Origin of the sequence: Notoacmeibacter marinus, assembly GCF_002238045.1 — a bacterium.
GTDB lineage: Bacteria > Pseudomonadota > Alphaproteobacteria > Rhizobiales > Rhizobiaceae > Notoacmeibacter > Notoacmeibacter marinus.
The window spans coordinates 1,173,117-1,198,766 of the sequence record NZ_NBYO01000001.1 but is presented as its reverse complement, the minus strand read 5'-3'; the positions used below and the strand labels follow the sequence as shown (position 1 = coordinate 1,198,766).

Here is a 25,650-nt window from a genome sequence, read left to right as displayed (position 1 = left end):
TTTTAATCGGCGGGCCATGTTCGGAGTCATTCGGCCGCGACGACCATGCCCGGTTGCCGCGCTAGGCGTTCGAAGAAGACTCGCAAATGGCCTGCCATGGCTTCGGCCTGGCAGGTCGGATTGTCCTGCAGCAGAAGATTGATCGAATAATCGCCCATGGGCGGCAGTCCTTCCTCTTCGCCGAGAACCCGCACCTCGCTGCCGGCAAAGGCGCGGGCGACCGGCGCGATCGCCATGCCGGCCTTCACGGCGGCGCGCTGGCCGGACGTATGGGCGCAAAGATACGCCACGCGATAGTCGCGATCGCCCTTCTCCAGCGCCTCGACCGCGCGCTTGCGCCAGATGCACCGGTCCTCCCACATCGAAACCGGCAACGGATCGCGCAGATGCGCCGTGCCGCCATAAGCCCCGATCCAGACAAGCGGCTCGCGAATGAGAACCTCTTCTTCCAGCTCACTGTCCTGGAGTTCGTCACAGGAGATGACCGCAAGATCCAGCCGCCCCTCCTTGAAAAGCCGACGCAGATCGGCGCTCTCCTTCATGATCACATCGACCACCACGCTCGGATGGCTTTCGGCGAACTTTTTCAGAACGTTCGGCAGAACCGTCTCACCATAATCGTCCGGCAGACCCAGACTGAGCTTGCCTGCCATTTCCGGCCGCAAAATCGTATCCAGCGCCGCGCGGTTCAACTCCAGCATCTGTCGCGCATAGCGCAGCAGCGTTTCTCCCGTCGCCGTCAGGCGCACATGCCGCGGCCCCCGTTCCAGCACGGCGGTGCCGAGCTGTTCTTCCAGCCGCTTCATCTGCATGGAGATCGCCGAAGGCGTGCGTCCCACCGCATCGGCGGCCTTGGCGAAGCTGCCTGTCTCGACAATCGCGACAAAGCTGCGCAGCACATCGGCGTCCAGCATCGGTGCACCGAACGGCGCATTGTCGTTATTGCTCAATTTCATTGATGGCTCTCTCAATACAATTCGTTTGATTGAACGATAGCGCGCTCCTAGCCTCTCCGCAAGTCAACGGAAGACACGGAGACAGGACAATGGCTTACGGCATTGAATGGGTAAAAACGCAATTGATCGGCGTTCGGAACCGTCGCGATCATAGACGGCTTCTGAGAGCAATCGACGCCATGCCTGACTGGCAGAAAAAGGATATTGGCTGGCCGGTCGACGAAGGCGGGTCCGATAGCGGTTCTTCGCAGCAAAACGACTTCCAGACCCGCCAGGACTGGCCAGGCGATTTCCGCCTGCATTGAAGCTCGAAGAACCGTGCTGAACGGGCGCCTGTTTGGTATGGATCGGCCCGCTGGGTAAGCGACATGCACAGCGGGCCGCCATTCGCCGAGAACTGGCTTTTCACTCGGATAAGGCAGGATTGACCATAGGCCGGCTTGTGCCTTCTTCATCTCCGATCTGATCAAGTCGGGCGCGAAGGCTGATCCGGTCCAGCGATACGATTGGCAGGGCGACAAAAAGCTCGATACGGTTCCATAAATATCGAAAAGCCAAGTTGAACGCCTTGAGCTTCTCTAGATGCGCCCCTTCAACAGCCGCCGGATCCTCGATCGGCCATTGCGCCGAGATGGGTTGCCCCGGCCATGCGGGACAAGTTTCGCCAGCGGCATTGTCACAGACCGTGAAGACGAAATCCATTTCCGGGGCGTTAGCGGTCGCGAATTCATCCCAGCTTTTCGACCGGACATCGCCAACCGGGCATTCGAAACTGCGCAAGGTTTCGACCGCGAGAGGATTAACCTCGTCTCCCGGCTGGCTGCCTGCCGAGAACGCGCGAAAACGTCCTTCGCCAAGATGATTGAGAATGGATTCCGCCATGATCGAACGGGCGGAATTGCGGGTACACAGAAACAGGACATTATAGGGTTCGGCCATTCTCAGACTCCTTCCGATTGTCGCGAGCATGATGCGAGACTGGTTATCAGAGGGCCGCAAAGTTCCGGCTTTCCGTCGCAGCAATCCTTGGCCAGGAACAGCAAAACCTCGCGCAGCGCCGCGAGGTCGGCGCGATAGATGATCAAGCGGCTGCGACGCTGACTTTTTGTCAGTCCGGCACGAGACAGGACAGAGAGATGGGACGACATCGTATTCTGTGGCACTCCCAGATGATCGGCTATCTGTCCTGCTGGCAGTCCATGCGGCTCGTGACGAACGAGCAGACGGAATGCCTCCAATCGTGAAGACTGAGACAGCGCAGTGAGCACGAGGGTGGCCTTTTCAATATCCATATATCGAGATTAACAGATACAGTTGGAAAGTCGAGCCGGTAGATTCACTATTCGGGTTGGAGTGCCGCAACGAAGACATCTTCACTCTTGCGCGTTGCCGGAACACCGCTAAACCTTCCGGCGAACCGAAAAGGAATATGACTCATGGAACATCGAACGCTGGGAGCCGATGGCCCTCTCGTGCTTTCGGTCGGTCTCGGCGCTATGAGCTTTGGCGGCATGTACGGCGCGACGAACGAAGAGACGAGCCGCGCCACGATGGACAAGGCGCTGGAGGTTGGCGTCACACATTGGGATGTCGCCAACATCTATGGCGGCGACGGGGTCTGCGAATCCATCATCGGCCGATATTTCGCCGATCGCCCTGAGACCCGTGCGCGCATCGCCCTGGCGACGAAAGGTGCGATCGTAGCCGGTCCGCCCCGGCAGATCGACAACGATCCGGGCTATCTGCGCGGCGAGTTGGAAAAATCGCTGAAACGGCTGAACACCGATCACGTCGAGCTCTATTACATTCACCGGCGCAACCCCGAAACACCGATCGAGCCGACGATCGAAGCCATGGGACGCTGGGTCGAGGAAGGCATGATCGGTGGGATCGGTCTTTCCGAATGCGGCCCTTACACGCTCGAACGCGCTGCATCCGTTTTTCCGATTCGAGCCGTTCAGAGCGAATATTCGCTTTGGACACGCCTTCCCGAACTCGGCATGATCGACCTTTGCGGTCGTTTGGGAACCGCGTTCGTAGCCTTCTCATCGCTTGGTCGCGGTGTGTTCGGCGATACGCCCCTCGTCCCCGAACAATTTGCTGCGAGTGATTTCCGCCGCGCCAATCCTCGTTTCAGCGCCGAGAATTTCCCCCGCAACGAAGAGAAGATCGCCGCTTTTCGTGTCCTGGCGGCCGAAATAGGCCTGCCGGCCCCGGTTTTAGCCAATGCCTGGGTTCTGGCCCGCGCGCCACATATCCACGTCATTCCTGGCACGCGCAGCCCGGTTCATCTGGAACAGAATGCCGAAGCTGCGGCCATTACGCTGACGACGGAGCAGATCGCCGCCGTCGAAACCATCCTGCCCGCCGGTTTTGCCCATGGCGCGCGTTACGCCCCGAACCAGACGATGGGCGTCGAGGATTATTGCTGATGGTGCAGGAGCCACGCTCCGTTTCCATTCTCGGCGCGACGGGCTCCATCGGCGTGTCGACGCTTGATGTGCTGGGTCATACGGAAGACGGAGCTTTCACTGTCGAAGCACTGACCGGCGCATCCAACATTGCGCTTCTCGCCAGGCAGGCCAGAAAGCACAAAGCGCGCATCGCCGTCACGGCGGATGAGAGCCGCTATCGCGATTTGAAGGAAGCGCTCTCTGGCACCCATATCGAAGTCGCCGCCGGTCGTAACGCCGTCATCGAGGCGGCTAGCCGGCCCGTCGACGTCACCATGGCCGCAATCGTCGGCATTGCCGGTCTGGCGCCGACATTGGCGGCGGTTCGCAATGGCGGCGTCATTGCCTTGGCCAACAAGGAATGTCTCGTTTGCGCCGGCCGCCTCTTCTTGAACGAATGCGAAGCCCATGGCGCGACGCTCCTGCCGGTCGATTCGGAACACAATGCCATCTATCAGGTTCTGGCCGGTCATGACCGCCAAGCCGTCGAGAGCGTCGTACTGACCGCATCGGGCGGGCCGTTCCGCACCTGGAGACGCGAGAAGATGGCTACCGTCACGGCAAAGACCGCAGCGGCACATCCCAACTGGTCGATGGGGCTGAAAATTTCCATCGACAGCGCATCGATGTTCAACAAGGCCTTGGAGATGATCGAGGCGCAGCACCTGTTTCAGCTGGCGCCCGAACAGATCGAAGTGATCGTCCACCCCCAATCCATCGTCCATTCCATGGTGCGCTACCGCGATGGCTCCGTTCTGGCGCAGCTCGGTCCGCCCGACATGCGCATTCCCATCGCCTATGCGCTGACCTGGCCGGAGCGCGCCCCGCTGCCCGTCGAACGTCTCGACTTCGCAAAGCTCGCCCGTCTCGAATTCGAAGCGCCCGATGAAACACGTTTCCCATCCATTGCGCTCGCTCGCCGCGCGCTCGATGAAGGTAAAGCGGCCGGTGCCGTGCTGAACGGCGCCAAGGAAGCGGCGCTGGATGGGTTCATCGCCGGCAGGATCGGCTTTCTCGATATGGCCGAACGGGTCGAAGCAGCGATGGACGCGCTGGCGGGGGAGCCGGAACCGCTGGCCCTGGACGCGGTGGAGGGGATCGACCGCCGCGCACGGGAAATCGTGAAACCATAGGGCTCGGCGCGACCGTTCTACCCTGCCGCTTCGCTGTCGGCGGGTCCTTCGGCGCCCCGCGGTACAGCATTGCCGACCGGGCGCGGTTCCTGTTTTGCCGTCAGCATCATGACAGCCAGCACGACGAAGAGAAAGGCGGAATATTGGAACCACAGGGCCGGCGAAACCAGCGCATCGGCCATGATAGCGCAGGCCGCAAGCGCCGTCGCTGTCACATAGGGCGATGCGGCCTTGTCTTGCACGATTCTTAGAACACGGAGAAGAAAAAGCGCAGCCAGGATCGCCATGGACACCAGACCGACCAGCCCGACCTCGTAGAAGATCTGCAGAACGATATTATGGGCATTGCTGGGTCCACCTGGGACGGGATCGGGAAATCCGATGCCGCCCCATCCGAAGAACGGCGATTGCAACACGTACTCGAAAACTGCGGACCAGATCTCCATCCGGCCGCTGTCATGATTGCGTGTTATATCCAAGCCGAAATACTCGACGCTTGGCAAAAATCTTGCCGCCACAAGGCCAAATCCAACCACGGCAGTGGTGGTAACGGCTATGCGCCAGTAGCCGAACCCTCGCGAAAGCAGAAAGGCCATCACGCTGATCGACATCAGAGCCAGGATCGTGCTGCGCGATCCGGTATATCCGCTGAGCAGGCTGATGATGAGAGCGGCAGCGAGAAACATGACGCGACGTCGGATCGGCAGCGATGGAAGCGCGGCCGGCACGATCGCACACATGATAGCAGGTACAAAGAGCCTCGTTGATGCACGAACATTGCCGAAGCCAAGTAAATTTTGGCTGTTCAGGTCTTCCAGATGCCCAAGTCCGAAATGATGGACTAGCGCGAAGACCGTGTAGAGCAACGAACCGGTAACGAAGGCATAAACAACACCTTTTGCCGCAACCGCAATCGTCCCGCTGCGCACAGCACCGTAAAAGACAAGCGCGAAAAGCCATATCAAAACCCATCGCCAAAGCGCCCGCCCGATATCGTCATCGGTTCCTGTTAGGAAATGACCGGCCAAGACCAAGATCGGCACGGCCATCAAGCCGAGAATGCGCCAATCGAAGACCTGCCGATTCTTCAGACATCCCCATAGCAGAAGCGCGATCAGGACCACCTGGCTGTAGCCGGTGAATTCGCGCCGTACGCGATAGGTCTGGTAATTCGCCAGCTCCATCAGGATATGGGCGAGGGCAAATGAAAGAGGCAGCGCGGCGATCACGAAATAGACCAGATAGCCAGTATAGCGCGCATAGCTGGTGGGAACTGCAGACGAACTGTCGCTGCGCATGACACTGTCCCGCTCTTTTGATGAAACGATAGCCTGGAGAGCTCCCCTTGCGCTTCAAACAAGCGCCAACCTGAAAGTCAAGGCAGCAGCGCCCGCCGTGCCGGCCTACCCAAACGGCCGCAACCTGCCCCCGCGACCCCTTTCGCGACGCACCATTTGCCGCTATATGCGCGCCAGCTTTCCCTTCTCCGACAGTTCTTCTTAGAAAGTGCGCCACCATGGCCCTGCGCAATATCGCTATCATCGCCCACGTCGACCACGGCAAGACCACCCTCGTCGACGAGCTGCTGAAGCAGTCCGGCGCCTTCCGCGAGAACCAGCGCGTGGCCGAACGCGCGATGGACAGCAACGAGCTCGAACAGGAGCGCGGCATCACCATTCTCGCCAAGGCCACCTCGGTGGAGTGGAAGGGCACGCGCATCAACATTGTCGACACGCCTGGCCATGCCGATTTCGGCGGCGAGGTGGAGCGCATCCTTTCCATGGTCGATGGCGCGGTGCTGCTGGTCGACGCCGCCGAGGGGCCGATGCCGCAGACGAAGTTCGTCGTCGGCAAGGCGCTCAAGGTCGGCCTCAAGCCCATCGTCGCGATCAACAAGATCGACCGGCCGGACGCCCGCCACGACGAGGTGTTGGACGAGATTTTCGACCTCTTCGCCAACCTCGACGCCAATGAGGAGCAGCTCGACTTTCCCGTCCTCTACGGCTCCGGCCGCGATGGCTGGATGGCCAAGGAGCCCGACGGCCCGACGACGGACGGCCTCGCCCCGCTCTTCGACCTTGTGCTGGAGCATGTGCCCGAGCCCGCGACCGCGCCCGGCCCCTTCCGCATGATCGGCACGATCCTCGAAGCCAACCCGTTCCTCGGCCGTATCATCACCGGCCGCATCGCCTCTGGCACGCTGAAGCCGAACCAGGCGGTCAAGGTGCTGACCCATGATGGCGCGCTGAAGGAAACCGGTCGCATCTCCAAGATTCTCGGCTTCCGCGGTCTGGAGCGCCAGCCCATCGACAGCGCGGAGGCCGGCGACATCGTCGCCATTGCGGGCCTGTCGGACGGCACCGTCGCCGACACCTTCTGCGACCCCTCCGTCAGCGAGCCGCTCGAAGCCCAGCCCATCGATCCGCCCACCGTGACCATGAGCTTCATCGTCAACGATTCGCCGCTTGCCGGCACCGAGGGCGACAAGGTGACGAGCCGCGTCATCCGCGACCGCCTCTTCAAGGAGGCCGAGGGCAATGTCGCGCTGAAGATCGAGGAGGCCGAGGACAAGGACAGCTTCTACGTCTCCGGCCGCGGCGAATTGCAGCTTGCCGTCCTGATCGAGACCATGCGCCGCGAGGGCTTCGAGCTCGCCGTCAGCCGCCCGCGCGTCGTGATGCATCATGACGAGGCCGGCCAGCTGATGGAGCCCATCGAGGAAGTCGTCATCGACGTCGACGAGGAATTCGCCGGCACGGTCGTCCAGAAGATGAGCGAGCGCAAGGGCGACATGATCGAGCTGCGCCCCAGTGGCGGCGGTCGCCAGCGCCTCGTCTTCCACGCGCCGACGCGCGGGCTGATCGGCTATCAGAGCGAGCTTCTGACCGATACGCGCGGCACTGCCATCATGAACCGCCTCTTCCACGAATATGCGCCCCATCGCGGGCCGATCGGCGGACGCGTGCAGGGTGTCCTCATCAGCAACGACAATGGCGAGGCGGCCGCCTACGCCCTCTTCAATCTTGAGGATCGCGGCCCGATGGTCATCGAGGCCGGCGAGAAGGTCTATCAGGGCATGATCATCGGCATTCATACCCGCGACAACGATCTGGAAGTGAACGTGCTGAAGGGCAAGAAGCTGACCAACGTGCGGGCAAGCGGAAAGGACGAGGCGGTCAAGCTCACCCCGCCGATCCGCATGACGCTGGAACGTGCGCTGTCATGGATTCAGGATGACGAGCTGGTCGAGGTGACGCCCAAGACCATCCGCCTGCGCAAACTCTACCTGGATAGCCACGAGCGCAAGCGCTTCGAAAAATCCGCCAAGGCGGGGTGAGGGTTAGGCGGCCCGTAACTTTTTCATCGGCTGTGGTAACAAGCGGTCGGGTCAGAATTGCAATATTGTTAGCCGGCAGCGTTCTATTCTGTAGCCAAAGATTCCAGAATAGACTCCATATGCTGCCTTGCCGGCTCGCTGATTAATTGACTGATCTCTTCAGGCAACGCCCGCCCTATGGTGGATTCCATTTGAACCACCATGAGGTTCTGGGCTTGAAACGATCCTTTATAAGGCAGCGTAGTTACCACCAATTCGTCCTGACATCCTACGGTTAGAAATTTTGGGAAAAAATTTTGATTTTCCTCAATCGCAAGACGAGAAAAATGAATAATAAGCCCATCGATATAAAATCGAAATATCGGCATCTTCCAAGTAGTTCCGTTTAACGACGTACTCGGCATAATTTTCTGTTCGGCCATAGGCGCGTGATTGTGATTGACACCGAGCGTAGAAAGCTGCGTCAAGGTTGTCGGAAAAAATTCTAGAGGCTCGGGATTACCGTCAACAATCATATTCCGCAGCCTTTCAAGGTCGCTGTCCGAGAGACTAATCTCCGAGAATTCTTTCAGGTTACTAGCGGCCGCTCGCCATAAAAGACTCAAGAAAAACAGGCGAAGATACTTCCAATCTGTACCCTTTAACGTCCGGGTACCCCATTGATCGGCAGCAAAGAAATTTACGTCAGTGAGGGACTGCATCGGTCCCCAGCCACTCCATACCAACTTCTGCTTACGTAGTTCACGAATTGCCCAGTTATCGTACTCGGCCAAAATCTTTTCGCCTGCTGACGTCACTAATCTCCGATCATACCAACTACTGAACCGCTTCATCGTTCGCCCATAGCCTGCCTGAATCAAGTAAGGATCAACGCCGTCCGCTCTCGTAAGCGCCTTCGGCAGCAAATGCGAATCGACAAACCTGCCGAACTCGCCTGTAAGGCGACATACGCCGTTAATTTTCTCTTTCTTACGTTTCATTTTATCATGAAGTTCAATCAATATTATTTATAACAATCTCTTTTGATACAATATTTGTCCTATTACAAGTAATTTTGCCATATCATGTAATTATGGACAGTTACGGCCAAGGCGGCTCCCTATGATCTCTCCGCCCTTCCCTCACCCAAACTCTTCCCCTATAAGAATCACGGGCCGGAAAATATTCCGGTCTGGGGCTTGATAACCCCGCGTGTTGGCCGGTATCGCGCCGGCCGATATCCTTCTCGACCAGCTATGGCCGGGGAGGCCTCGACGTATGTTCAGGGCGAAAGCCTAAAGGTCGGGGCGGCCGTACACGCGGTTTATCAACTCCCCGGTCACCAGCGCCCAAAGCCTGGTGGCCGATTTCCTTTTCTCAAGGGGAGTTGACCGATGGACGACTACAATTTCCGCGCCGATCTGCTCGACACGTTCCAGTCCGCACCGGACGCGATCAAGGCCTTGATGCTGATCCTGCCGCTGGCTTTCGCGCTCGGTTTGCTGGGGCTGCTGCTACATCACCGCCGCGCCGCGCGGCGCATGGAACGGCAGGACGCGATGGAGCGTGCCGCGTGCGAAGCCGAGTGGGAACGGATGATGGAGGCGACGCTGGCCGATCTGCGCTGGCGGGAGGATGGCGTGACGGGCCGTTCGCCGCGCCCGCTGAAGAAGGACGAACGTTTCGACCCGACGCTGATGCTGGGCCGGAATTGAAGGCGCTTTCCTTCGCCCCTTTGGGGGGCCGCAGGACGGGGAGCGACGCGTGGCGCGAGCCAGGTACGCAGACACGATCCGCGAAGCGGATCGATGGCGTAGTTGGATGAGGGGCTAAGGGCAGCCCCCTCACCCAAGTGCGGCATCGGCTCGACGATGCCTCGCCGTGCCTGCCTATCCCTCTCCCCGTTGGGTAGAGGGAAGCGCGACGCACACCCTCCCCCATTGTGGGGAGGGTCGGACCATGGGTCCGGGGTGGGGGATGGAAAGGGTCGCATCGTTACCGTCCACGCATTCTCCGACCGCCGCGATGACATTTGATGGTGCAGGCATGGATCCTCGGATCCATCATCGGATCGAGCCCGACGACATGGTCCGAGGATGACGAAGCTGCTATGGGATTGCCGGGTTCTCCAGCGCCGCGATGCGGCTCTGTATTCGACACCGGTTCAGGACAGACGAAACACAAAACACGGTCGTCATCCTCGGGCACCGACCCGAGGATCCATGCCAAAACGGTGACGCGCCGCCGGCGCGGTCGAAACATTCTTATCCACCCCTCCTAAACCTGCCTTATCCTCCTATCCACTGCCTTCCAGGAGCGACGGGATCGCGAACCGGAGATGTCGTGGGGGCGGGGCGAGCGTAGCGCGCCGATAGCGAATCCGTGGTCATCGGCGGTGGGGTGCAGCAATCCCCTTCGGCTACGGGTTTGCGACAGCCGGCACCGTTCGAGCCCTGCGGGGCGATGGGGTCGGCGGCGGGGTTTGGCCACGGGCGGCATGTGCCACCGGGAAGGCCGCCCGTCACAGCGGTGAACGCCACAATTCGCCCGGATGGCGGCCGGAAGGTCGCACCCAACACCATCAGATGACGCGCTCTTTCGGCCGCCATCCATCGCTCATTTCTTCCCCGTCGCTGGCGCGCCTGCCCGTGGCGCTCTCGGCGCGCGCCTTGCCAAAAATCAAGGGCTCCGTGCTTTGCTTTTGCCGCGCGGGCGGGCAGACTGGCGCGATGGCGAGCGACGACACCGGCGACAAGGACGCCAAGACCAAATGGGCGGAGGAGCGGACGGACTGGGCCGAGGACCGGACGGTGCTCGCCAATGAGCGGACCTTCGCCGGCTGGATGCGCACCGGCCTTGCCGCGGTCGGCATCGGCCTCGCCAGCCAGGCAATCTTTCGCGCCGCCGAGCCGACATGGCTTGCCAAACTCGCTGCCACCGGCTTCATCGCCGTCGGCGTGCTGATCTTCTACCTTGCCTGGCGCAACAGTTGCGGCCTGCTGGACCGGCTCAACACCCACGCCGCCGATCCCATCCCGCGCGGCCACCTCGCCTGGCTGGCGGCGCTCTTCGCCGCGGCAAGCCTCATCGTTCTGGCGGTGCTCTGGCTCATCTGACCGGACCCGGCGCGGCCGAAAACGGGCTTGCTCGGCGCGCCGCTTCGGCGCAAAAGGCGTCTCATGCGCACCACCAAGATCGACATCGACCATTGGGACCATGCTGGCCCGTTCCGCCTCTATTCGGGTTATGAGCGCCCGCAATACGGGCTGACGGCGCGGCTCGACCTCACCCGTCTGATGACCGTGCTGAAACCGGCCGGCCACCGGCCCTTCATCGTCATGCTCCATGCGTTCTGCCAGGCCGGCAATGCGGTGGTGCCCTTTCGCCAGCGCCTGCGCGGCGGCACCGATGGCGAGCCGCTCGGCGCGGTGGAGCATGAGAGCATCGGCGTGTCGCCCACCGTGGCGCGTCCCGATGGCAGCTTCGCCTTCTGCGCCGTGCCGCAGGCGGCCGACTACGCCGCCTTTGCCGCCGATGCCACGCGGCGGATCGGCGAAGCGGCCTCGAGCGCCGGTCTCGACAATCCTGCAACGGACGATGGCTGGCTCTATATGAGCTGCACGCCGAAGGTCGATTTCACCGCGCTGACCAACGCGATGGAGGGCCCGCTCGACTGCGTGCCGCGCGTCGTCTGGGGCAAGTTCGTCGAGGACGGAGCCGGCCGCTGGTCCTGCGCGGTGTCGGTCGAGGTCCATCACTGCCTTGTCGATGGCGGCCACATCGCCGACTTTCTGGAAAAGGCGCAGAACGCCATCGACACGCTGGAGGCGTAGGCGCGCCTACTCGCGCGCCATGGCGTGATACTCCGGGTTCGGCGCCATTTCGGTCGCGCTCGCAAGCCGATTGCTCATGGCGTAGAAGCCGGTCACGGCGGCGATGTCGAAAATGTCGCGCTCGGAAAAGCCGGCATCGCGCAGCGCCTGCCGGTCCGCTTCCTCCATCGCGGCCGGGCTTACGCTCAGCTTCTCGGCGAAGGTCAGCATGGCTTGCTGGCGCGCCGGCAGATCGGCGGCCCGCCAGTTCTGGGCGATGGTTTCGGCCAGCGCCGGATCGCCGGTCAGCTGGCGCAGCGCAGCGCCATGGGCCGTCAGGCAGTAATGGCAGCGATTGATCGCCGAAACGGCGACGGCGATCATTTCGCGCTCCGCCTTGGTCAGGCCCGACGGCGCCAGCATCAGCCCGTTATAGAAGGCGGCGAAGGCGTTCAGCCGGTCGGCGTCGAACGCGTGCGCGACCAGCACATTGGGCACGAGGCCCAGCTTCTCCTCGCATTTGTCGAAATAGGTCGCAACGCCATCCGGTAGCGGCTCCTGCGGCGGCAGATCGATGGCCATCACCGGTGGCAGTCCATCGCTCCGCCATTGTCCCGGCGGAATGGGTTTTTCCTGCCTAGTTTCGGTCATGACGTCTCCTCCTGTCTGGTATCTTCCTCGGCGATGCCCCTACCATCTCTCGCCGCGACGTGGCAGAGGCTACGTCTTGGAAGAAAGGCGTAGCGCCGGAGGAGAACCCGCGATGAGCGACGGCGCATTGACCGTGAACGGCAGCCGTGACGGAACGACGCCAGGCGGCCATGTGAGCAGGCGTGGCCTTTGGGGCTGGATGTTCTTCGACTGGGCGGCGCAGCCCTTCTTCACGGTGGTCACCACCTTCATCTTTGGGCCTTACGTGGTCAGCCGCCTTGCCAGCGATCAGGCGGCGGGCCAGTCCGCCTGGGCTTTCGGCATTGCGGCGGCGGGCCTTTTCATCGCTGTCATGTCCCCGATACTCGGATCGATCGCCGACCAGAACGGACGCAAGAAGCCGTGGATCGCCGGCTTCGCCCTTCTCAAGGTCACGATGCTGCTGACGCTCTGGTTCGCCGCACCCGGCGCATCGCTGGTATGGGTTGTCGCAGCTTTCGCCATCGCCACCGTTGCTGCGGAATTCTCCATCGTCTTCAACGATTCCATGCTGCCGCGCATCGCCACCGCCGAACAGGCGGGCCGCGTGTCGAACACCGCCTGGGGACTGGGTTACGCAGGCGGACTGATCGTTCTGGGCACCACGATCGCCTTTCTGGCGGCAAGCCCCGAGACCGGGCGAACGCTGATCGGCATCGAACCGCTCTTCGGCCTGGATCCGGCGAAGGGCGAGGATGCGCGCATTACCGGACCGATGGCGGCGCTCTGGTATCTGGTCTTCGTTCTGCCCATGTTCCTCTTCACCCCGGATGTCCGTCGCCAGCGGCTGAAGATTGGCCGCGCCATTCGCGACGGGCTGGCCGAATTGAAGTCGACATGGGCGGAGGTAAAGAGCCAGCCTGGCATTGCGCGCTTCCTCATTGCGCGAATGATCTATCAGGATGGCATCAGTGCGCTCATCGCGCTTGGCGGCACCTATGCCGCGGGCCTTTTTCTATGGCCGATCATGGAGATCGGCATTTTTGGCATCATTCTCAACTTGACCGCGATTCCAGGCTGCTTCCTCGCTGCCCGCCTTGATAGGAGCGTTGGTTCGAAAGCGCTCGTGATCGGATCGGTCTTTCTGCTGTTCGTCGCCGCCGTTGGCATAGTCTCCACCCAGCCGGGATCGACCTTGTTCGGCCTGGTCACCCTGCCAATGACCGATAGCGGCGGGCTGTTCGGTACCGCCGCCGAGAAAACCTACATTCTCTACGGATTGATCATCGGGCTGACCTTCGGCCCGGTTCAGGCCTCTTCCCGTGCATGGATGGCGCGTAGCGTGCCGGAAGAGGAAGCGGGTCGCTGGTTCGGCTTCTACGCCCTGTCGGGTCGTGCCACGAGCTTCCTCGCTCCTTTGCTCGTGGGCGTCGTAACCGCGATAAGCGGATCGGCAGCACTCGGCATGTCGGTCATCCTGATCTTCCTGGCCACCGGCTTTGCCGTGGCCTTGAAAACGCCTTATCCCGCCGCCGATCCACGAACCCTGCTTCGGATCGGCTGAACGGCGCATGGATGGTTAACAGGCGTTTAACCCTTCGGCCCTAGGCTGTGCGAGAAAATGAGCAGGCTGTGCCCGCTTGCCGCGCCATGGGATTTCCGAGTGATGAGCGATATTCACGACCGTTACGCCTTCAACATGGAAGATGACGAAGAAAGCGCAATCCGGGCTTTTCTACGCAATGCGGTCGGACGGCTTTTCGGTGTTGTGGTTCTGGCCTTTGTGACCTTCGGGGTTGTCGCCCTGGCGTCCTGGCATGTCGACGATCCGTCGTTCAGCCTGGCGACCGAGCGCGCACCACAAAACGCGATGGGGTTCGCCGGGGCGGCCTTCGCCGATATCGCCGTTCAATTTCTAGGACTTGCCACCATCGTGGCGCTTCTGCCAGCCATCGCATGGGGTTTCCTGCTCGCAGCAGCGCGCCCTGTCGACCGGAAGGCCCTGCGGATGGCCGCATGGCTCGGATGCGTGGCCATGACGGCTCTCGCGCTCGCCTGCGTACCGGTGCACCGCGCCTGGCCCATTCCGTCAGGCCATGGCGGCGTTATCGGCGACATGTTGCTGCGCCTGCCGGCATTCGCTTTTGGACGGCCAGTCGACGGGCTGATCGCAGCGGCGCTCGGCGTGGTTGCGAGCGCAAGCGCGCTATGGCTATTCACCCGCGCCGCCGTCTGGTCGCTTCTTCCGGCATTGAAGCCGAGATTGCCCGAATTGGACGACGAACCGGAGATCGACGACGCATGGGATTTGGACGAGCCGCGCGACGAACCGGCTTGGCGCCGGGCCATGGTCGCCATGATGGGCGCTGTCACGCACACCTTCTACCGTGTCCGGGCAGGTGCGAAGCGTAGTCGCATGGCACAATCGAACCGCGAACGGCTCGAACCGCCACGTCTGCGCCCGGCCAACGATCGGCCTGCTGAGCGCCAGCCAGCCGTCGACTGGAACGACGCCCGGGAGCAGCCACTGCCGGATATGCCGCCGGAAGGTTTGCTGATCGACGATGAGGATGCCGCTTATCTGGAAGAACGTGACGACGAATCGACCTTCGCCGAGGACGAAACGCCTTGGGACAACGATGAAGATGGCGGCGACGAGGACGCGACGCTGGGCGATTTTGAGCCGGACGATCGAGTGGTGCCGTTCCGCCCGCAACTGGTCCACTCCAAGGAAGAACCGAAGAAGGCCAAGGCTGCTGCGGCAGCCCCCACCCGCAAACGCCAGACTGGCAGGGCGGCGCACGGCAGCCGGTTCGAGCTTCCCTCGCAGCGCTTCCTGGCAGAGCCGAAGAAACTGTCCGGCGTCGCACGGGTCACCGAAGCACAGCTCGCCGACAACGCCCGCCAGCTCGAAGCGGTCCTCAACGATTTTGGCGTCAAGGGCGAGATCATGACCGTGCGGCCGGGCCCCGTCGTCACGCTCTACGAACTGGAGCCAGCCCCCGGCGTCAAATCCTCGCGCGTGATCGGCCTTGCCGAAGATATCGCACGCTCGATGAGCGCCATCGCTGCCCGCGTCGCGGTCGTGCCGGGCCGCAACGCCATCGGCATCGAACTGCCGAACGATCATCGCGAAACCGTCTATCTGCGCGAAATCATCGCCAGCAAGGATTTTCAGCAGACCAAGAGCAAGCTCGGCCTCTCCCTCGGCAAGACGATCGGCGGCGAAGCCGTCATTGCCGATCTCGCCAAGATGCCACATCTGCTGGTTGCCGGCACCACCGGTTCGGGCAAGTCGGTCGCCATCAACACGATGATCCTGTCGCTGCTCTACCGAATGACGCCGGAGCAGTGCCGCCTCATCATGATCGATCCGAAAATGCTGGAACTGTCGGTCTATGACGGCATCCCGCACCTTCTGTCGCCGGTCGTGACCGATCCGAAGAAGGCCGTCGTCGCGCTCAAATGGACCGTGCGCGAGATGGAAGAGCGCTACCGCAAGATGAGCAAGGTCGGCGTTCGCAACATTGACGGCTTCAACAGCCGCGTCGGCGAAGCGAAGGCCAAGGGCGAAACCATCACCCGTACCGTGCAGACGGGCTTCGACCGCGAAACGGGCGAAGCGATCTACGAGCATGAGGAGATGGACCTCGATCCGATGCCCTTTATAGTCGTCATTATCGACGAGATGGCCGACCTTATGATGGTCGCTGGCAAGGAGATCGAGGGCGCGGTCCAGCGCCTGGCGCAGATGGCGCGCGCCGCGGGCATTCACGTCATCATGGCGACGCAGCGACCCTCGGTCGATGTCATCACCGGCACGATCAAGGCCAATTTCCCAACGCGCATCTCCTTCCAAGTGACCAGCAAGATCGACAGCCGGACGATCCTGGGCGAAATGGGCGCCGAACAGCTGCTCGGCATGGGCGATATGCTCTATCAGGCCGCCGGCGGGCGCAGTCAGCGCGTCCACGGCCCCTTCGTTTCCGACGAGGAGGTCGAGACGGTGGTCAATCATCTGAAGACGCAAGGTGTGCCGGAGTATCTCGATTCCGTGACCGAAGACGCCGATGAGGACGAGGAAGGCGGTCCGGGCGCGGCAGGCGGCGACGGTCCGGCAAGCGATAGCGACGATCCCTACGATCAGGCCGTGGCGGTTGTGCTGCGCGACGGCAAGGCCTCGACCTCATACATCCAGCGCCGACTGGGGATTGGCTATAACCGCGCCGCCACAATCATCGAGAAGATGGAGGAAGAGGGTGTGATCGGACCCGCCGACCATGCCGGCAAGCGTGAAATTCTGGTGCCGCGCGACGAGTTCGACGATTGATGGCGGCCTGTAAAATGACCGCTTCCCGCTCGAAATGTGCCATCCTGTTGCCCATCTATGCGGCTATCGGTGCGCCGAAGAAGAGGACGACGCCAATCACGAGGATTTCCATGATCAAGACCATGCGCCCCTTCAAGAGCCTGGCCATTCTGCTATTCGGCGCGGGCATCGCTCTTGGCGCAGGCGTTTCGGCCGAGGCCAGCCAGACCGCGCAGCAGATCGCCAACCACTTCGCTTCGGTCAAGACGATGAAGGGCGAGTTCGTCCAGTTCGGCCCGCGCGGCGAACAGACCGCCGGCACGTTTCAGATCGCAAGGCCCGGCAAGATCCGCTTCGACTACGAGCCGCCAGCGAAATTCCGTGTCGTTTCCGATGGGCGCAATCTGCTGCTCAACAACCAGAAGCTCGACACGTTCGATCTCTATCCGCTCTCCAAGACGCCGCTCAAACTGCTGCTCAACAACAAGATCAACCTGTCCGGCCGACAGGTGCAGAGCATCAAGGAAGAGCCCGATCTGGTCACGGTGGTCATGGCCGACAAGAGTGTCTTCGGCAATTCGAAGATCACCATCATGTTCGATCCGAAGACGAACGCGCTGCGCCAATGGACGGTGACGGACAATCAGGGCAAGGACACAACGGTCATGCTCTTCAACGTGCAGGAAGGGGCGCGTGTCGACACGTCGCGGTTCCGCATCGACTACAGCAAGTACAATTGGCAGGCTGGTAACGAGGCAGCCAGCAGCGCTAAGCGGTGAACAGGTAGATTGCGCCCTTCCAAGCGAAACCATTGGAATAAACGGCAAAGGCTCGCGAAAAGCGGGCCTTTTTCGTTGCATGATGGCTAGAGCATCGTCACTTTGCGCCCGCACTAGGAGGATCGCAAAGCGCCATGCCACTATCCATCGCCACTTGGAACATCAACTCGGTCCGCCTTCGGCTGCCGCTGGTGGAGAGCTTCCTGGACGACTACGCGCCGGATGTCCTGTGCCTGCAGGAGACCAAATGCCCGGATGACAAATTTCCGTTCGATGCCCTGCGCAAGAAGGGCTACGAAGCGATCGAGGTGAATGGCCAGAAGGGCTATCACGGCGTCGCGACCCTTTCTCGCAGGCCGCTTCAACTGGTGGAAAAGCGCGAATATTGCGCCAAGGGCGACTGCCGGCATCTCTCCGTCATCGTCGATGGCGGCAACAAACGGATCCTGCTGCACAATTTCTACGTGCCCGCCGGCGGCGACGAACCCGATCCGGACATCAACCCGAAATTCCGCCACAAGCTCGACTTTCTGGAAGAGATGCAGGGTGTCCATGCCGAGGACGACCGCGCCGACGCCGCCGTCCTTGTCGGCGATCTCAATATCGCGCCGCTGGAAACCGATGTCTGGAGCCACAAGCAGCTTCTGAAAGTGGTCAGCCACACCCCGGTCGAGACCGAAACGCTGGAGAAACTGCGGGTCGGCAATGGCTGGGCCGATCTGATGCGAACCGCCATTCCGCCGGAAGATAAGCTTTACACCTGGTGGAGCTATCGGGCGCGGGACTGGAATGCATCCGACCGGGGACGCCGCCTCGATCACATCTGGGGCAGCCCCTCGCTCGTGCCGCATCTGACCGGCATGGACGTTCTGCGCCACGCTCGCGGATGGGAACGGCCAAGCGACCATGTGCCGGTCATCGCCCGGTTCGATTTCAGCTGATTGGCCTTATCCGACCGGCACGACCGTGCCCTGCGCCACCGCAACCGGCTTGTCCTCGTCATCTTCGACGAAGATATCGCACTGGCACACGGCCTGACGTCGCCCGGACGAACGCACGGCTGCGCGGGCGATCAGCGCCGTCCCCTTTGCGGGGCGCAGATAATTGACCTTGAACTCCGAAGTCAGCGCATCGCCATTGAGCGCGATCCCACCGGCAAAGGTAATCGCGTTATCGGCGAGATAGGAGATCGCTCCGCCGTGGACGAAGCCGTGCTGCTGGAGAATTTCCCGTCGGATCGGCAGGCGGATGGTCACTGCCTCGCGGCTCGCGCTGACCAACTCGGCGGTCAGGAACTGCGTGAAGGGCTGCGCGTCGAATATGGCCCGTGCAAAGTCCAGAATGACGTTCGCTTCGCTGTCCATGGCAGTTGCCTTACTTTTACGTAAAGGCAATCTGCCCGTTGCGGGCGAGGCGGTCAAGGCAGGTCATGGTCAGTCATCGCCCTCGAAGCGCCCGGCGAGAGCGCCGATCTGGCCGGTCATGCGCGCAAGCCGCTGGCGGATCGTTTCATGCATAGTTGCGGCGACATCGGGATATTCTTCGAGAACCCGGCGCAACGTGGTCCGGTTGAGGCGCAGCAGGCTCGCCGGCCCCTCGACCGCCTTGGCCGTGCCGGGTCGCGTGGTTGTCGCGATGAGCGAAAGTTCGCCGAGAACCGCGTCCCGCCCGAACCGCTCCTCGTGGCGATCCGACCGCCCCTTCAGTGCGATCGTGCCGGATCGCACCACATAGGCGCTATCGGCATTGGCGCCTTCGCGGAACAGTTCCTGGCCATCCCCGAGATCGACCGTATCCGATGCGAACGCCAGAATGCGCAGCTGCTCATTATTCAATGAGGAGAGCAGCGGAATCTGCGACAGAGCGGCAATGTCGTCTCGAAGGGCCATGAATATTCGCTGTTGGGGAGGGTTCGCCCGACTGTCCTAACATGGGGCACCATGTCAGGGAACCAGCTTGTAGCCGCCCCCTTCCGTCACGATGATTTCGCAGTTGGACGGATCGCGCTCGATCTTCTGGCGCAGGCGATAGACATGCGTTTCCAGCGTGTGGGTGGATACGCCGCTATTGTAGCCCCAGACCTCTTCCAGCAGCGTGTCTCGGGTGACCACGCGCTGATCGGCGCGAATGAGGTAGCGGATAATGTTCGCTTCTTTCTCGGTCAGCTTGATCTTGCCGTCGGCGCGGTCGAACAGCGCCTTCTGCTTTGGTTTGAAAGTATAGGGACCAACGGTGAAGCTGGCATCCTCCGACTGGTCGAACTGGCGCAGCTGTGCCCGGATTCGCGCCAGCAGAACCGCGAAGCGAAACGGCTTGGTGATATAGTCGTTCGCGCCCGATTCCAGGCCCAGAATGGTGTCGGAATCGGTGTCCTGCGCCGTCAGCATGATGATCGGCGTCCGCAACCCGTTCTTGCGCAGCATCTTCACCGCTTCGCGCCCGTCCAGATCCGGCAGGTTGACATCCATGATGATCAGATCGACCACATTGGTGCGCGCCGTGTTGATTCCCTCTGTCGCGGTGTCGGCCTCGATGACCTCGAACTCGTCATAAAGGCCGAGTTGCTCGACGAGCGTCTGCCGCAAGGTATCGTCGTCATCGACAACGAGAATGGTTCGCGTGGTCATGGGCGCCTCGAAGATTAAGGGTAAAAAATACTGCGGATACAGCAAGACACAAGCCCTATGGAAACATGAAGCGCGTTAACGTTCCATTCACCGGGGCCCGATCCTGCCTCGCGCCGCTCGTCGTCAACCGCATGTCTGGCAGCGAGCACCGTGGCCGTCTGCGCCTCGGTTCTCTTTCTTTTCCCTGTGCTCTGGGCAGGGCTGGCATCGTCTCGCACAAGCGCGAGGGCGATGGCGGAACGCCGCTCGGCCATCACCAGATCCTGTTTGGCTATCGGCGCGCCGATCGCGGCTGGACACAGGGGGGACCGCTGCCACTCTCGCCGACCCGGCCTGCCGATGGCTGGTGCGACGCGCCGGCTCATCCCGCCTATAACCGGCCGGTCCGTCTGCCGTTCCCGGCCCGGTGCGAAACGATGATCCGCGCCGACCGGCTCTACGATTGCTGCATCGTTCTGGACTACAATTACAGCAGCAGGGCCAGATATCGCGGCAGCGCCATCTTCTTCCACCTCGCCGAACGCGGTTATCCCCCGACGGAAGGATGCATCGCGCTTGCGCCCCGCGACATGGCGCGGCTTCTACCCTATTTAAAACGTGGCCGCACATTGATCGTGCAGCGATAGGCGAGTGGGTGTCATGGCGCGAGTATTCTTGATTGTGATGGATAGTTTCGGCATTGGCGGCGCGCCGGACGCTGCCGACTATTTCAATGGCGACGACAGCGACCACGGCGCTGCGACATTTCAGCACATCGCTAAAGCCTGTGCCGAAGGGCGCTGCGACACCGATAGCCGGAGCGGCCCGTTGCATTTGCCGAACCTCGAACGGCTGGGTATCGGATTGGCAGCCCATCAGGCGACGGACGAATGGCCCGTCGGATTTTCGCAAGAACCCGACCTGATCGGTCGGGCCTGCGCGGCGACCGAAACTTCCAAGGGCAAGGATACGATCAGCGGTCATTGGGAGATTGGCGGCGTACCGGTGCCCTTCGACTGGGGCTACTTGCCGAAGGAGATCCCCACGCTGCCGGCCGATATTCGCAACGGCATGATCGAGGCGGGCGATCTGCCCGGTATCCTGGCCGACCGTCACGCCGAAGGTCTCAGCGTTATCGAAGAATTTGGCGAGGAGCATATCGAGAGCGGCAAGCCCATCGTCTACACTTCGGCCGATTCCGTTATCCAGATCGCCGCGCATGAAACCCATTTCGGGCTGGATCGGCTTTACGATCTCTGCGAAGCCACCCGGAAACTGGCCGATGGCCACACGATCGGCCGCGTCATCGCCCGGCCCTTCGTCGGTGAGGAACGCGGGGAATTCGAGCGCACCGGCAATCGACGCGATTATTCGGTGCCGCCACCCGAACCGACCGTTCTGGAGCGTCTTGCCGACGCCGGGCACGCCGTTCGCGCCATCGGCAAGGTGTCAGACATCTTCGCCCATCGGGGCGTCACGGAGAGCCGCAAGGTGTCAGGCCACCCGGCTTTGATGGAAGAGACGCTGAAGGCGCTCGACGAACTGCCCGATGGCGGCTTCGCTTTCGTCAACTTCGTCGATTTCGACCAGCTTTACGGCCATCGCCGCAATCCTGCCGGTTACGCCGCCGCGCTGGAATGGTTCGATGAGCGGCTGCCGCAAATCCTCGACAGGATGCGACCGGACGATCTTCTGATCATCACCGCCGATCACGGCAACGATCCGACCTGGCCGGGCAGCGATCACACGCGCGAGCGCGTTCCCGTTCTCATGACCGGCGCGGAAACCGTGCCGGGGCTGTCCGCCATGCGCGAGACCTTTGCCGATATCGGCGAGACTGTCGCCAGCCATCTGCGCATCCCGAACGGCACGCACGGCCAACCCATCAGCCGGGTTTGAAGAGCGGTAGCCGGTTGACGGTCATGATCCTCCCCCTTTCCTCAGGCCGAAAGCCGAAAGCCGAAAGGTGAAAGGTGAAAGGCGATCACCGGCTCAGCCGTGACGCCGCCGCAGATCGTCCAGCACCTCGCTGTCGATCCTACCGTCATAGTGGATGCGGTTGTCGTAATTGGCTTCGCCCATGAAGCGAGCGAGCCCGTCCGTATCAGCCTCGGTCCACTCACCGCCATCCGACGTTTCATGGCCCTGCCGCTGCAACAACGTTTTGAGAAAATCGGCAGTATCGTCCTCAATCGGCACCATCTTGTCGGGATCGGACGGAAAATAGGACATGCGGTGCAGCTTGAAGCACCGCGCCAATTCTTCGATCGGCGATTCGTGGTCGTAAATCTGGATGTCGACCATCCGATCCGAAAGGCCGCCATAGCCGCCCTCCTCCTTCACCACCAGAAGGCCGGCCGCCTGCTCGCCCCGCAACTCGCCGCCGGCATCGCGTCCGGCCCGCAGGGCGGCGATCAGCCGGTCGGGAAGTCGCAATTCGCTGGTGGCTTCGAACGCCTCGATCATGGCGGTCAGAACCGTCTCGCCAGACAGTGCATTGCCGCCGACGATACACTCCTTACCGGGTATGCAGGCAGCAAAGCCATTCCAGTCGTCCATCGCCGCACCGGTGTGACCGACCCCTTCGCCATGCATGGCCATCACGCCGAACTGGCGCTCCGATACGCCATCGAGATCGCGCACCGCGATGGTTACGGCCTCGTCGGCCTTGGCGCCCCGCTCGATCAGATCGAGAATCTTGGCAGCGGCGCATGGGTCTGCGAAGCCTTGCGTGGTCACCGCACCAACCCCACCGCGCGCATGAAGCACAATGGAGGAAACACCCGGAAATTTCGACTGGACGGCGCAGCCGATCTCGCCCCTGTCCCTGTCGCGCCCAATGATCGAATAGGTCATGGATGATCCTGTCCTTTCCATTGCCAAACCGTGGTGCGCTTCACTTCGGCATCTTCCAGCGCGCGGCTGACCGGAACCTCGTAACGCGCCAGTTCGGCTAGCCTGTCCTCGGGCAGATAGGCACGGCCCGGATCGCCGATCAGCACCGTGGCGCCCCGTGCGGCAAGTCCGTCGAACCAGAGCGCGAGCGCTTCGGCCATTGATCTGTCGTAGAAAACGTCGCCGGCAAGGACGACCGGCCATCCTTCATCCTTGCCAACGAGATCGTCCGCGGTGAAGTCGACTGCGACATCGTTGGCCTTCGCATTAAGCCGCACCGCAGCGCCGCAGAACGGATCGACATCGGCGGCAACCACCTGTGTCGCGCCGGCTTTTATGGCGGCGATGGCGACCAATCCGCTGCCTGTGGCGAAATCCAGAACGGTTTTGCCGGCAACCGTTTCGGGGTGATCGAGGATGAAGCGTGCCAGCCCCTGACCGCCAGCCCAGGCGAAAGCCCAGAAGGGTGGCGGCACGCCGATGGTCTCCAGCTCTTCCTCCGTCTTCTGCCAGAGCGCAATGGCCTCATCGGCAAGATGGAGGACGATCTCGGGCACATGCGGCGGCCGATGGAATACGGTATTGGCGAGAATGAACGCCTCGGCGTCCTCTGCCTTCCGTTTCATTGTCGCTGAACCTCGTCGAGCTGCCAGCCGACAGGCAGCGCCGCCAGGGCGAGGAGCGCGAACAATGCCAGCACCGCGGGCGTGCCGAGCCAGTCGGCGACCAGCCCGAAACCGCCCATCGCCAGCAGCACGATGCCGATAAACGTATTGGAGAAGGCGGTATAGACGGCGCGGTCATCCGCCGGCGCCATATCGGTCAGATGGGTGTTTCTGCCCTGTCGCACGCCTTGATAGGCGATCTGCAAGAGAAAGAAGGCAAACGGCGCCATGAGGGGCCAGAGATCGTTGAAGGGCTGGAACGCGGAGAAGGCGGCAGCGACACCGAGCACCGTGGCGGCGGACGCTGCGCTGAGCAGCAGAACCCACCGGCTGGACCGGTCGGACAGACGGCCCCAGACATAACTGCCGGCAATCGCGGCGAAGGCCGAAGCCAGAAGGAAACTGCCGAGCTGGCCGAGCGCGTGGCTGCCCCCTTCGCCCGCCGACAGCAGCAGGTAGGGCGGCGCGAGAGCCGTCACTGTCAAAAGGCCACGCATCGCGCAGAACAAGCGAAATTGGCGGTCAGCCCATAGGGCTCGAGCCGAGTTCGCAATGGCCGCAAGCCCGTCCACGGCGCCCTCATTGGCTCCGGGTTCTTCGTGCAGAAGCGTGAAAAGGAATGCCGCAACCGCCCACAGCAGCGCGGCCACAACAAGCGCGCCCAGCAGAACGGGCTTCTCCAGCGGCAGAATACCGAAGGTCAGCGAGACACCGAAGGCGAGCGCGAATGCGGCGGCGGCAGAGCCGGCAAGGCCGGTCACGGAACCGCGCCGGCCCTTGCTGATCGTTTTGCCGAGAACGTCCTTGTAGGACACCGAGGCGAGCGAGCGTCCGAGCGCGAAGACCGCCAGCCACGCAACCGTCAGCCAGCCGGCGAGCGCGCCTTCGAAAGCGAACAGCGTGGCCGCCATCGCCGCCACGGCGACGGCCTCGATGGCCGAGCCGAAGGCCCAGACCCATTTGCGCTGCGCCAGGCGGCGCACGCGATGACTGGTGAAGAGCTGCGGCAGAAGCGCCAGCGATTCCCGCAGCGGCACCAGAACGCCAATCGCCGCAGCCGGAGCGCCCACCGCATTTAGCAGCCATGGCAGAACCAGCTTTGGATCGATCAACGCATCGCCGGCCTTGGTCGCGGTGAGCGAAGCGATATGCAGGCCGGCATTGCGCGGCTGCGGCGCGCAGGCGCCTTCCGGAATGTCCCTGCAGACGCGGTTGGCTTCGTCCTCGACGACAAGGCTACCGAGACCGGCGAAGACATTCATGGCAGGACACATTGGCTGGCGAAACATGGAATGTCCGGCCTATCTGGTCCGTCGTAGCACCCTTTCAACCCGTTGCGCCGCGCGCGCCATAAACCTCATGCCGGCTTCAGACTGTCCGGATCGAGACCGCCCATCCGGCAGACTTCCGCCCATTCATCGGGTTTCACCGGCTGCACCGACAGGCGCATGGACGTCACCAGCGACATGTCGGACAGCGCCTCGTTCGCCTTGACGGCCTTCAGCGTGACCGGTTCCGGCACCGGCGCAAGCGCGCGAATGTCGACGCATTCCCAGCGCGGATCGTCGGTCGTCGAATCGTGATGGGCAAGCGCGCAGACCTCGCAGACGCCCACCACTTCGAGGCCCTTGTTGGAGTGATAGAAGAATCCCCGGTCGCCGACCTCCATCGCCCGCATATGGTTGCGTGCCTGATAATTCCGGACTCCGTCCCATTCTTCGCCGGCCTTGCCTTTTGAGACCAGATCGTCCCACGAAAATTTGAACGGCTCGGACTTGAACAGCCAGTACTGCATCAGGCCATGTCCTCCGGTTTGCCGATCACCCATTTCCATGCGCGGATCTCGGTTGAGGCAAACAGCCCGGCCTGGGCGTAGGGATCGTCGGCCGCCATCGCCTCGGCGGCCTGCCGGTCGGGCATGTCGACGATCAGAAGCGACCCGATCATGGTGCCCTCATCGTCGAGGAATGGACCGCCGAAAACGGCTCGGCCGTTCGCCTGATGGGCCTTCAGCCAGATGAGGTGCTGCTCGCGTGTCTCCATGCGCAGCGACACGCTATCCGGCTTGTCGGTGCAGATAAGCGCATAATGCATGG

The 25,650-nt window shown here is 62.0% G+C and carries 27 protein-coding genes; 13 read left to right on the top strand and 14 right to left on the bottom strand.

What is annotated here, in order from left to right; all coding sequences use genetic code 11:
- Window positions 1-26: 26 nt before the first annotated feature.
- Window positions 27-956, bottom strand: a complete 930-nt coding sequence (locus B7H23_RS05705) for a LysR substrate-binding domain-containing protein (protein ID WP_094076348.1) — start codon at window positions 954-956, stop codon at window positions 27-29.
- A gap of 89 nt (window positions 957-1,045) precedes the next feature.
- Between B7H23_RS05705 and B7H23_RS05700 the strand changes: the two genes are divergently transcribed.
- Window positions 1,046-1,261, top strand: a complete 216-nt coding sequence (locus B7H23_RS05700) for a hypothetical protein (RefSeq protein WP_094076347.1) — start codon at window positions 1,046-1,048, stop codon at window positions 1,259-1,261.
- A gap of 100 nt (window positions 1,262-1,361) precedes the next feature.
- On the opposite strand, the gene B7H23_RS05695 is transcribed toward B7H23_RS05700, so the two are convergent.
- Both B7H23_RS05695 and B7H23_RS05690 read right to left on the bottom strand, forming a co-directional pair.
- Window positions 1,362-1,895: an arsenate reductase ArsC gene (locus B7H23_RS05695; RefSeq protein ID WP_094076346.1), complete on the bottom strand. Its 534-nt coding sequence runs from the start codon at window positions 1,893-1,895 to the stop codon at window positions 1,362-1,364.
- Window positions 1,896-1,897: 2 nt separating this feature from the next.
- Window positions 1,898-2,248, bottom strand: a complete 351-nt coding sequence (locus B7H23_RS05690) for an ArsR/SmtB family transcription factor (protein ID WP_094076345.1) — start codon at window positions 2,246-2,248, stop codon at window positions 1,898-1,900.
- 144 nt (window positions 2,249-2,392) lie between these two features.
- Between B7H23_RS05690 and B7H23_RS05685 the strand changes: the two genes are divergently transcribed.
- Together B7H23_RS05685 and dxr are read left to right on the top strand one after the other, a co-directional pair.
- Entirely contained in the window at window positions 2,393-3,388 is a 996-nt protein-coding gene (locus tag B7H23_RS05685; protein ID WP_094076344.1) for an aldo/keto reductase, read from the top strand.
- Complete coding sequence (gene dxr, locus B7H23_RS05680) at window positions 3,388-4,542, top strand: 1-deoxy-D-xylulose-5-phosphate reductoisomerase (protein WP_094076343.1); 1,155 nt, start codon at window positions 3,388-3,390, stop codon at window positions 4,540-4,542. The genes B7H23_RS05685 and dxr overlap by 1 nt, the downstream gene beginning before the upstream one ends.
- A 17-nt stretch (window positions 4,543-4,559) precedes the next feature.
- Here the strand turns inward: dxr and B7H23_RS05675 are convergent, their stop codons facing one another.
- The gene (locus tag B7H23_RS05675; protein WP_094076342.1) at window positions 4,560-5,840 is read right to left on the bottom strand and encodes an O-antigen ligase family protein; all 1,281 of its coding nucleotides are present in this window, start codon (window positions 5,838-5,840) and stop codon (window positions 4,560-4,562) included.
- 218 nt (window positions 5,841-6,058) lie between these two features.
- On the opposite strand from B7H23_RS05675, the gene typA reads away from it, so the two are divergent.
- A complete protein-coding gene (gene typA, locus B7H23_RS05670) occupies window positions 6,059-7,879 on the top strand; it encodes a translational GTPase TypA (RefSeq protein ID WP_094076341.1) in 1,821 nt (606 codons plus the stop codon).
- An 83-nt stretch (window positions 7,880-7,962) separates the two neighbouring features.
- Here the strand turns inward: typA and B7H23_RS05665 are convergent, their stop codons facing one another.
- Window positions 7,963-8,859, bottom strand: a complete 897-nt coding sequence (locus B7H23_RS05665; RefSeq protein ID WP_143534728.1) for a hypothetical protein — start codon at window positions 8,857-8,859, stop codon at window positions 7,963-7,965.
- A gap of 393 nt (window positions 8,860-9,252) precedes the next feature.
- On the opposite strand from B7H23_RS05665, the gene B7H23_RS05660 reads away from it, so the two are divergent.
- The 3 genes from B7H23_RS05660 to B7H23_RS05650 all read left to right on the top strand — a co-directional run bounded on the left by B7H23_RS05660 (window position 9,253) and on the right by B7H23_RS05650 (window position 11,691).
- Window positions 9,253-9,573, top strand: coding sequence for a hypothetical protein (locus B7H23_RS05660; RefSeq protein WP_094076339.1), 321 nt, complete (start codon window positions 9,253-9,255; stop codon window positions 9,571-9,573).
- A 1,014-nt stretch (window positions 9,574-10,587) separates the two neighbouring features.
- Complete coding sequence (locus B7H23_RS05655; RefSeq protein ID WP_094076912.1) at window positions 10,588-10,974, top strand: YidH family protein; 387 nt, start codon at window positions 10,588-10,590, stop codon at window positions 10,972-10,974.
- A gap of 63 nt (window positions 10,975-11,037) precedes the next feature.
- A complete protein-coding gene (locus tag B7H23_RS05650) occupies window positions 11,038-11,691 on the top strand; it encodes a CatA-like O-acetyltransferase (protein WP_143534727.1) in 654 nt (217 codons plus the stop codon).
- A gap of 6 nt (window positions 11,692-11,697) precedes the next feature.
- Here B7H23_RS05650 and B7H23_RS05645 read toward each other — a convergent pair whose 3' ends face one another.
- Window positions 11,698-12,252, bottom strand: a complete 555-nt coding sequence (locus tag B7H23_RS05645) for a peroxidase-related enzyme (RefSeq protein WP_094076337.1) — start codon at window positions 12,250-12,252, stop codon at window positions 11,698-11,700.
- A 268-nt stretch (window positions 12,253-12,520) separates the two neighbouring features.
- Here B7H23_RS05645 and B7H23_RS05640 point away from each other — a divergent pair, with 268 nt between their 5' ends.
- From B7H23_RS05640 to B7H23_RS05625, 4 genes are all read left to right on the top strand, one after another.
- A complete protein-coding gene (locus B7H23_RS05640; protein WP_420814472.1) occupies window positions 12,521-13,864 on the top strand; it encodes an MFS transporter in 1,344 nt (447 codons plus the stop codon).
- Window positions 13,865-13,966: 102 nt separating this feature from the next.
- On the top strand, window positions 13,967-16,630 hold the full coding sequence (locus B7H23_RS05635) for an FtsK/SpoIIIE family DNA translocase (RefSeq protein WP_240534983.1): 2,664 nt from the start codon (window positions 13,967-13,969) through the stop codon (window positions 16,628-16,630).
- A 110-nt stretch (window positions 16,631-16,740) separates the two neighbouring features.
- Entirely contained in the window at window positions 16,741-17,388 is a 648-nt protein-coding gene (locus B7H23_RS05630) for an outer membrane lipoprotein carrier protein LolA (protein WP_094076910.1), read from the top strand.
- A gap of 134 nt (window positions 17,389-17,522) precedes the next feature.
- Window positions 17,523-18,329 (top strand): exodeoxyribonuclease III, encoded by an 807-nt coding sequence (locus tag B7H23_RS05625; protein WP_094076335.1) that lies wholly within the window; start codon window positions 17,523-17,525, stop codon window positions 18,327-18,329.
- A 6-nt stretch (window positions 18,330-18,335) separates the two neighbouring features.
- Here B7H23_RS05625 and B7H23_RS05620 read toward each other — a convergent pair whose 3' ends face one another.
- From B7H23_RS05620 to B7H23_RS05610, 3 genes are all read right to left on the bottom strand, one after another.
- Entirely contained in the window at window positions 18,336-18,752 is a 417-nt protein-coding gene (locus B7H23_RS05620) for a PaaI family thioesterase (protein ID WP_094076334.1), read from the bottom strand.
- 69 nt (window positions 18,753-18,821) lie between these two features.
- Entirely contained in the window at window positions 18,822-19,277 is a 456-nt protein-coding gene (locus B7H23_RS05615; protein WP_094076333.1) for a cyclic nucleotide-binding domain-containing protein, read from the bottom strand.
- 54 nt (window positions 19,278-19,331) lie between these two features.
- Window positions 19,332-20,015 (bottom strand): response regulator transcription factor, encoded by a 684-nt coding sequence (locus B7H23_RS05610; RefSeq protein WP_094076332.1) that lies wholly within the window; start codon window positions 20,013-20,015, stop codon window positions 19,332-19,334.
- Between the two features lie 65 nt (window positions 20,016-20,080).
- On the opposite strand from B7H23_RS05610, the gene B7H23_RS05605 reads away from it, so the two are divergent.
- Together B7H23_RS05605 and B7H23_RS05600 are read left to right on the top strand one after the other, a co-directional pair.
- Window positions 20,081-20,641, top strand: a complete 561-nt coding sequence (locus B7H23_RS05605) for a L,D-transpeptidase family protein (RefSeq protein WP_240534982.1) — start codon at window positions 20,081-20,083, stop codon at window positions 20,639-20,641.
- A 13-nt stretch (window positions 20,642-20,654) separates the two neighbouring features.
- Complete coding sequence (locus B7H23_RS05600; RefSeq protein ID WP_094076331.1) at window positions 20,655-21,893, top strand: phosphopentomutase; 1,239 nt, start codon at window positions 20,655-20,657, stop codon at window positions 21,891-21,893.
- A 93-nt stretch (window positions 21,894-21,986) separates the two neighbouring features.
- On the opposite strand, the gene B7H23_RS05595 is transcribed toward B7H23_RS05600, so the two are convergent.
- The 5 genes from B7H23_RS05595 to B7H23_RS05575 form a co-directional block, all read right to left on the bottom strand.
- Window positions 21,987-22,850: a DUF1028 domain-containing protein gene (locus B7H23_RS05595; RefSeq protein ID WP_158215778.1), complete on the bottom strand. Its 864-nt coding sequence runs from the start codon at window positions 22,848-22,850 to the stop codon at window positions 21,987-21,989.
- Entirely contained in the window at window positions 22,847-23,515 is a 669-nt protein-coding gene (locus B7H23_RS05590; RefSeq protein WP_094076329.1) for a class I SAM-dependent methyltransferase, read from the bottom strand. The genes B7H23_RS05595 and B7H23_RS05590 overlap by 4 nt, the downstream gene beginning before the upstream one ends.
- Entirely contained in the window at window positions 23,512-24,843 is a 1,332-nt protein-coding gene (locus tag B7H23_RS05585; protein ID WP_206608852.1) for an MFS transporter, read from the bottom strand. Before B7H23_RS05585 ends, B7H23_RS05590 begins: the two co-directional genes overlap by 4 nt.
- 68 nt (window positions 24,844-24,911) lie before the next feature.
- Entirely contained in the window at window positions 24,912-25,349 is a 438-nt protein-coding gene (locus tag B7H23_RS05580; RefSeq protein WP_094076327.1) for an EVE domain-containing protein, read from the bottom strand.
- Window positions 25,349-25,648 carry a YciI family protein gene (locus B7H23_RS05575; RefSeq protein ID WP_094076326.1) on the bottom strand — a complete coding sequence of 100 codons (300 nt, stop codon included), beginning with the start codon at window positions 25,646-25,648 and terminating at the stop codon, window positions 25,349-25,351. The genes B7H23_RS05580 and B7H23_RS05575 overlap by 1 nt, the downstream gene beginning before the upstream one ends.
- Window positions 25,649-25,650 lie beyond the last annotated feature (2 nt).

What these genes read in the sequence shown, in the direction of transcription:
- dxr (WP_094076343.1), top strand. Translation starts at nt 3,388, where the DNA reads ATGGTGCAGGAGCCACGCTCCGTTTCCATTCTCGGCGCGACGGGCTCC.
- B7H23_RS05620 (WP_094076334.1), bottom strand. Translation starts at nt 18,752, where the DNA reads ATGGACAGCGAAGCGAACGTCATTCTGGACTTTGCACGGGCCATATTC.
- B7H23_RS05575 (WP_094076326.1), bottom strand. Translation starts at nt 25,648, where the DNA reads ATGCATTATGCGCTTATCTGCACCGACAAGCCGGATAGCGTGTCGCTG.
- typA (WP_094076341.1), top strand. Translation starts at nt 6,059, where the DNA reads ATGGCCCTGCGCAATATCGCTATCATCGCCCACGTCGACCACGGCAAG.
- B7H23_RS05625 (WP_094076335.1), top strand. Translation starts at nt 17,523, where the DNA reads ATGCCACTATCCATCGCCACTTGGAACATCAACTCGGTCCGCCTTCGG.
- B7H23_RS05645 (WP_094076337.1), bottom strand. Translation starts at nt 12,252, where the DNA reads ATGGCCATCGATCTGCCGCCGCAGGAGCCGCTACCGGATGGCGTTGCG.
- B7H23_RS05580 (WP_094076327.1), bottom strand. Translation starts at nt 25,349, where the DNA reads ATGCAGTACTGGCTGTTCAAGTCCGAGCCGTTCAAATTTTCGTGGGAC.
- B7H23_RS05700 (WP_094076347.1), top strand. Translation starts at nt 1,046, where the DNA reads ATGGCTTACGGCATTGAATGGGTAAAAACGCAATTGATCGGCGTTCGG.
- B7H23_RS05585 (WP_206608852.1), bottom strand. Translation starts at nt 24,843, where the DNA reads ATGTTTCGCCAGCCAATGTGTCCTGCCATGAATGTCTTCGCCGGTCTC.
- B7H23_RS05610 (WP_094076332.1), bottom strand. Translation starts at nt 20,015, where the DNA reads ATGACCACGCGAACCATTCTCGTTGTCGATGACGACGATACCTTGCGG.
- B7H23_RS05590 (WP_094076329.1), bottom strand. Translation starts at nt 23,515, where the DNA reads ATGAAACGGAAGGCAGAGGACGCCGAGGCGTTCATTCTCGCCAATACC.
- B7H23_RS05650 (WP_143534727.1), top strand. Translation starts at nt 11,038, where the DNA reads ATGCGCACCACCAAGATCGACATCGACCATTGGGACCATGCTGGCCCG.
- B7H23_RS05655 (WP_094076912.1), top strand. Translation starts at nt 10,588, where the DNA reads ATGGCGAGCGACGACACCGGCGACAAGGACGCCAAGACCAAATGGGCG.
- B7H23_RS05635 (WP_240534983.1), top strand. Translation starts at nt 13,967, where the DNA reads ATGAGCGATATTCACGACCGTTACGCCTTCAACATGGAAGATGACGAA.
- B7H23_RS05600 (WP_094076331.1), top strand. Translation starts at nt 20,655, where the DNA reads ATGGCGCGAGTATTCTTGATTGTGATGGATAGTTTCGGCATTGGCGGC.
- B7H23_RS05690 (WP_094076345.1), bottom strand. Translation starts at nt 2,248, where the DNA reads ATGGATATTGAAAAGGCCACCCTCGTGCTCACTGCGCTGTCTCAGTCT.
- B7H23_RS05685 (WP_094076344.1), top strand. Translation starts at nt 2,393, where the DNA reads ATGGAACATCGAACGCTGGGAGCCGATGGCCCTCTCGTGCTTTCGGTC.
- B7H23_RS05660 (WP_094076339.1), top strand. Translation starts at nt 9,253, where the DNA reads ATGGACGACTACAATTTCCGCGCCGATCTGCTCGACACGTTCCAGTCC.
- B7H23_RS05630 (WP_094076910.1), top strand. Translation starts at nt 16,741, where the DNA reads ATGATCAAGACCATGCGCCCCTTCAAGAGCCTGGCCATTCTGCTATTC.
- B7H23_RS05640 (WP_420814472.1), top strand. Translation starts at nt 12,521, where the DNA reads ATGTTCTTCGACTGGGCGGCGCAGCCCTTCTTCACGGTGGTCACCACC.
- B7H23_RS05705 (WP_094076348.1), bottom strand. Translation starts at nt 956, where the DNA reads ATGAAATTGAGCAATAACGACAATGCGCCGTTCGGTGCACCGATGCTG.
- B7H23_RS05695 (WP_094076346.1), bottom strand. Translation starts at nt 1,895, where the DNA reads ATGGCCGAACCCTATAATGTCCTGTTTCTGTGTACCCGCAATTCCGCC.
- B7H23_RS05665 (WP_143534728.1), bottom strand. Translation starts at nt 8,859, where the DNA reads ATGAAACGTAAGAAAGAGAAAATTAACGGCGTATGTCGCCTTACAGGC.
- B7H23_RS05615 (WP_094076333.1), bottom strand. Translation starts at nt 19,277, where the DNA reads ATGGCCCTTCGAGACGACATTGCCGCTCTGTCGCAGATTCCGCTGCTC.
- B7H23_RS05675 (WP_094076342.1), bottom strand. Translation starts at nt 5,840, where the DNA reads ATGCGCAGCGACAGTTCGTCTGCAGTTCCCACCAGCTATGCGCGCTAT.
- B7H23_RS05595 (WP_158215778.1), bottom strand. Translation starts at nt 22,850, where the DNA reads ATGACCTATTCGATCATTGGGCGCGACAGGGACAGGGGCGAGATCGGC.
- B7H23_RS05605 (WP_240534982.1), top strand. Translation starts at nt 20,081, where the DNA reads ATGAAGCGCGTTAACGTTCCATTCACCGGGGCCCGATCCTGCCTCGCG.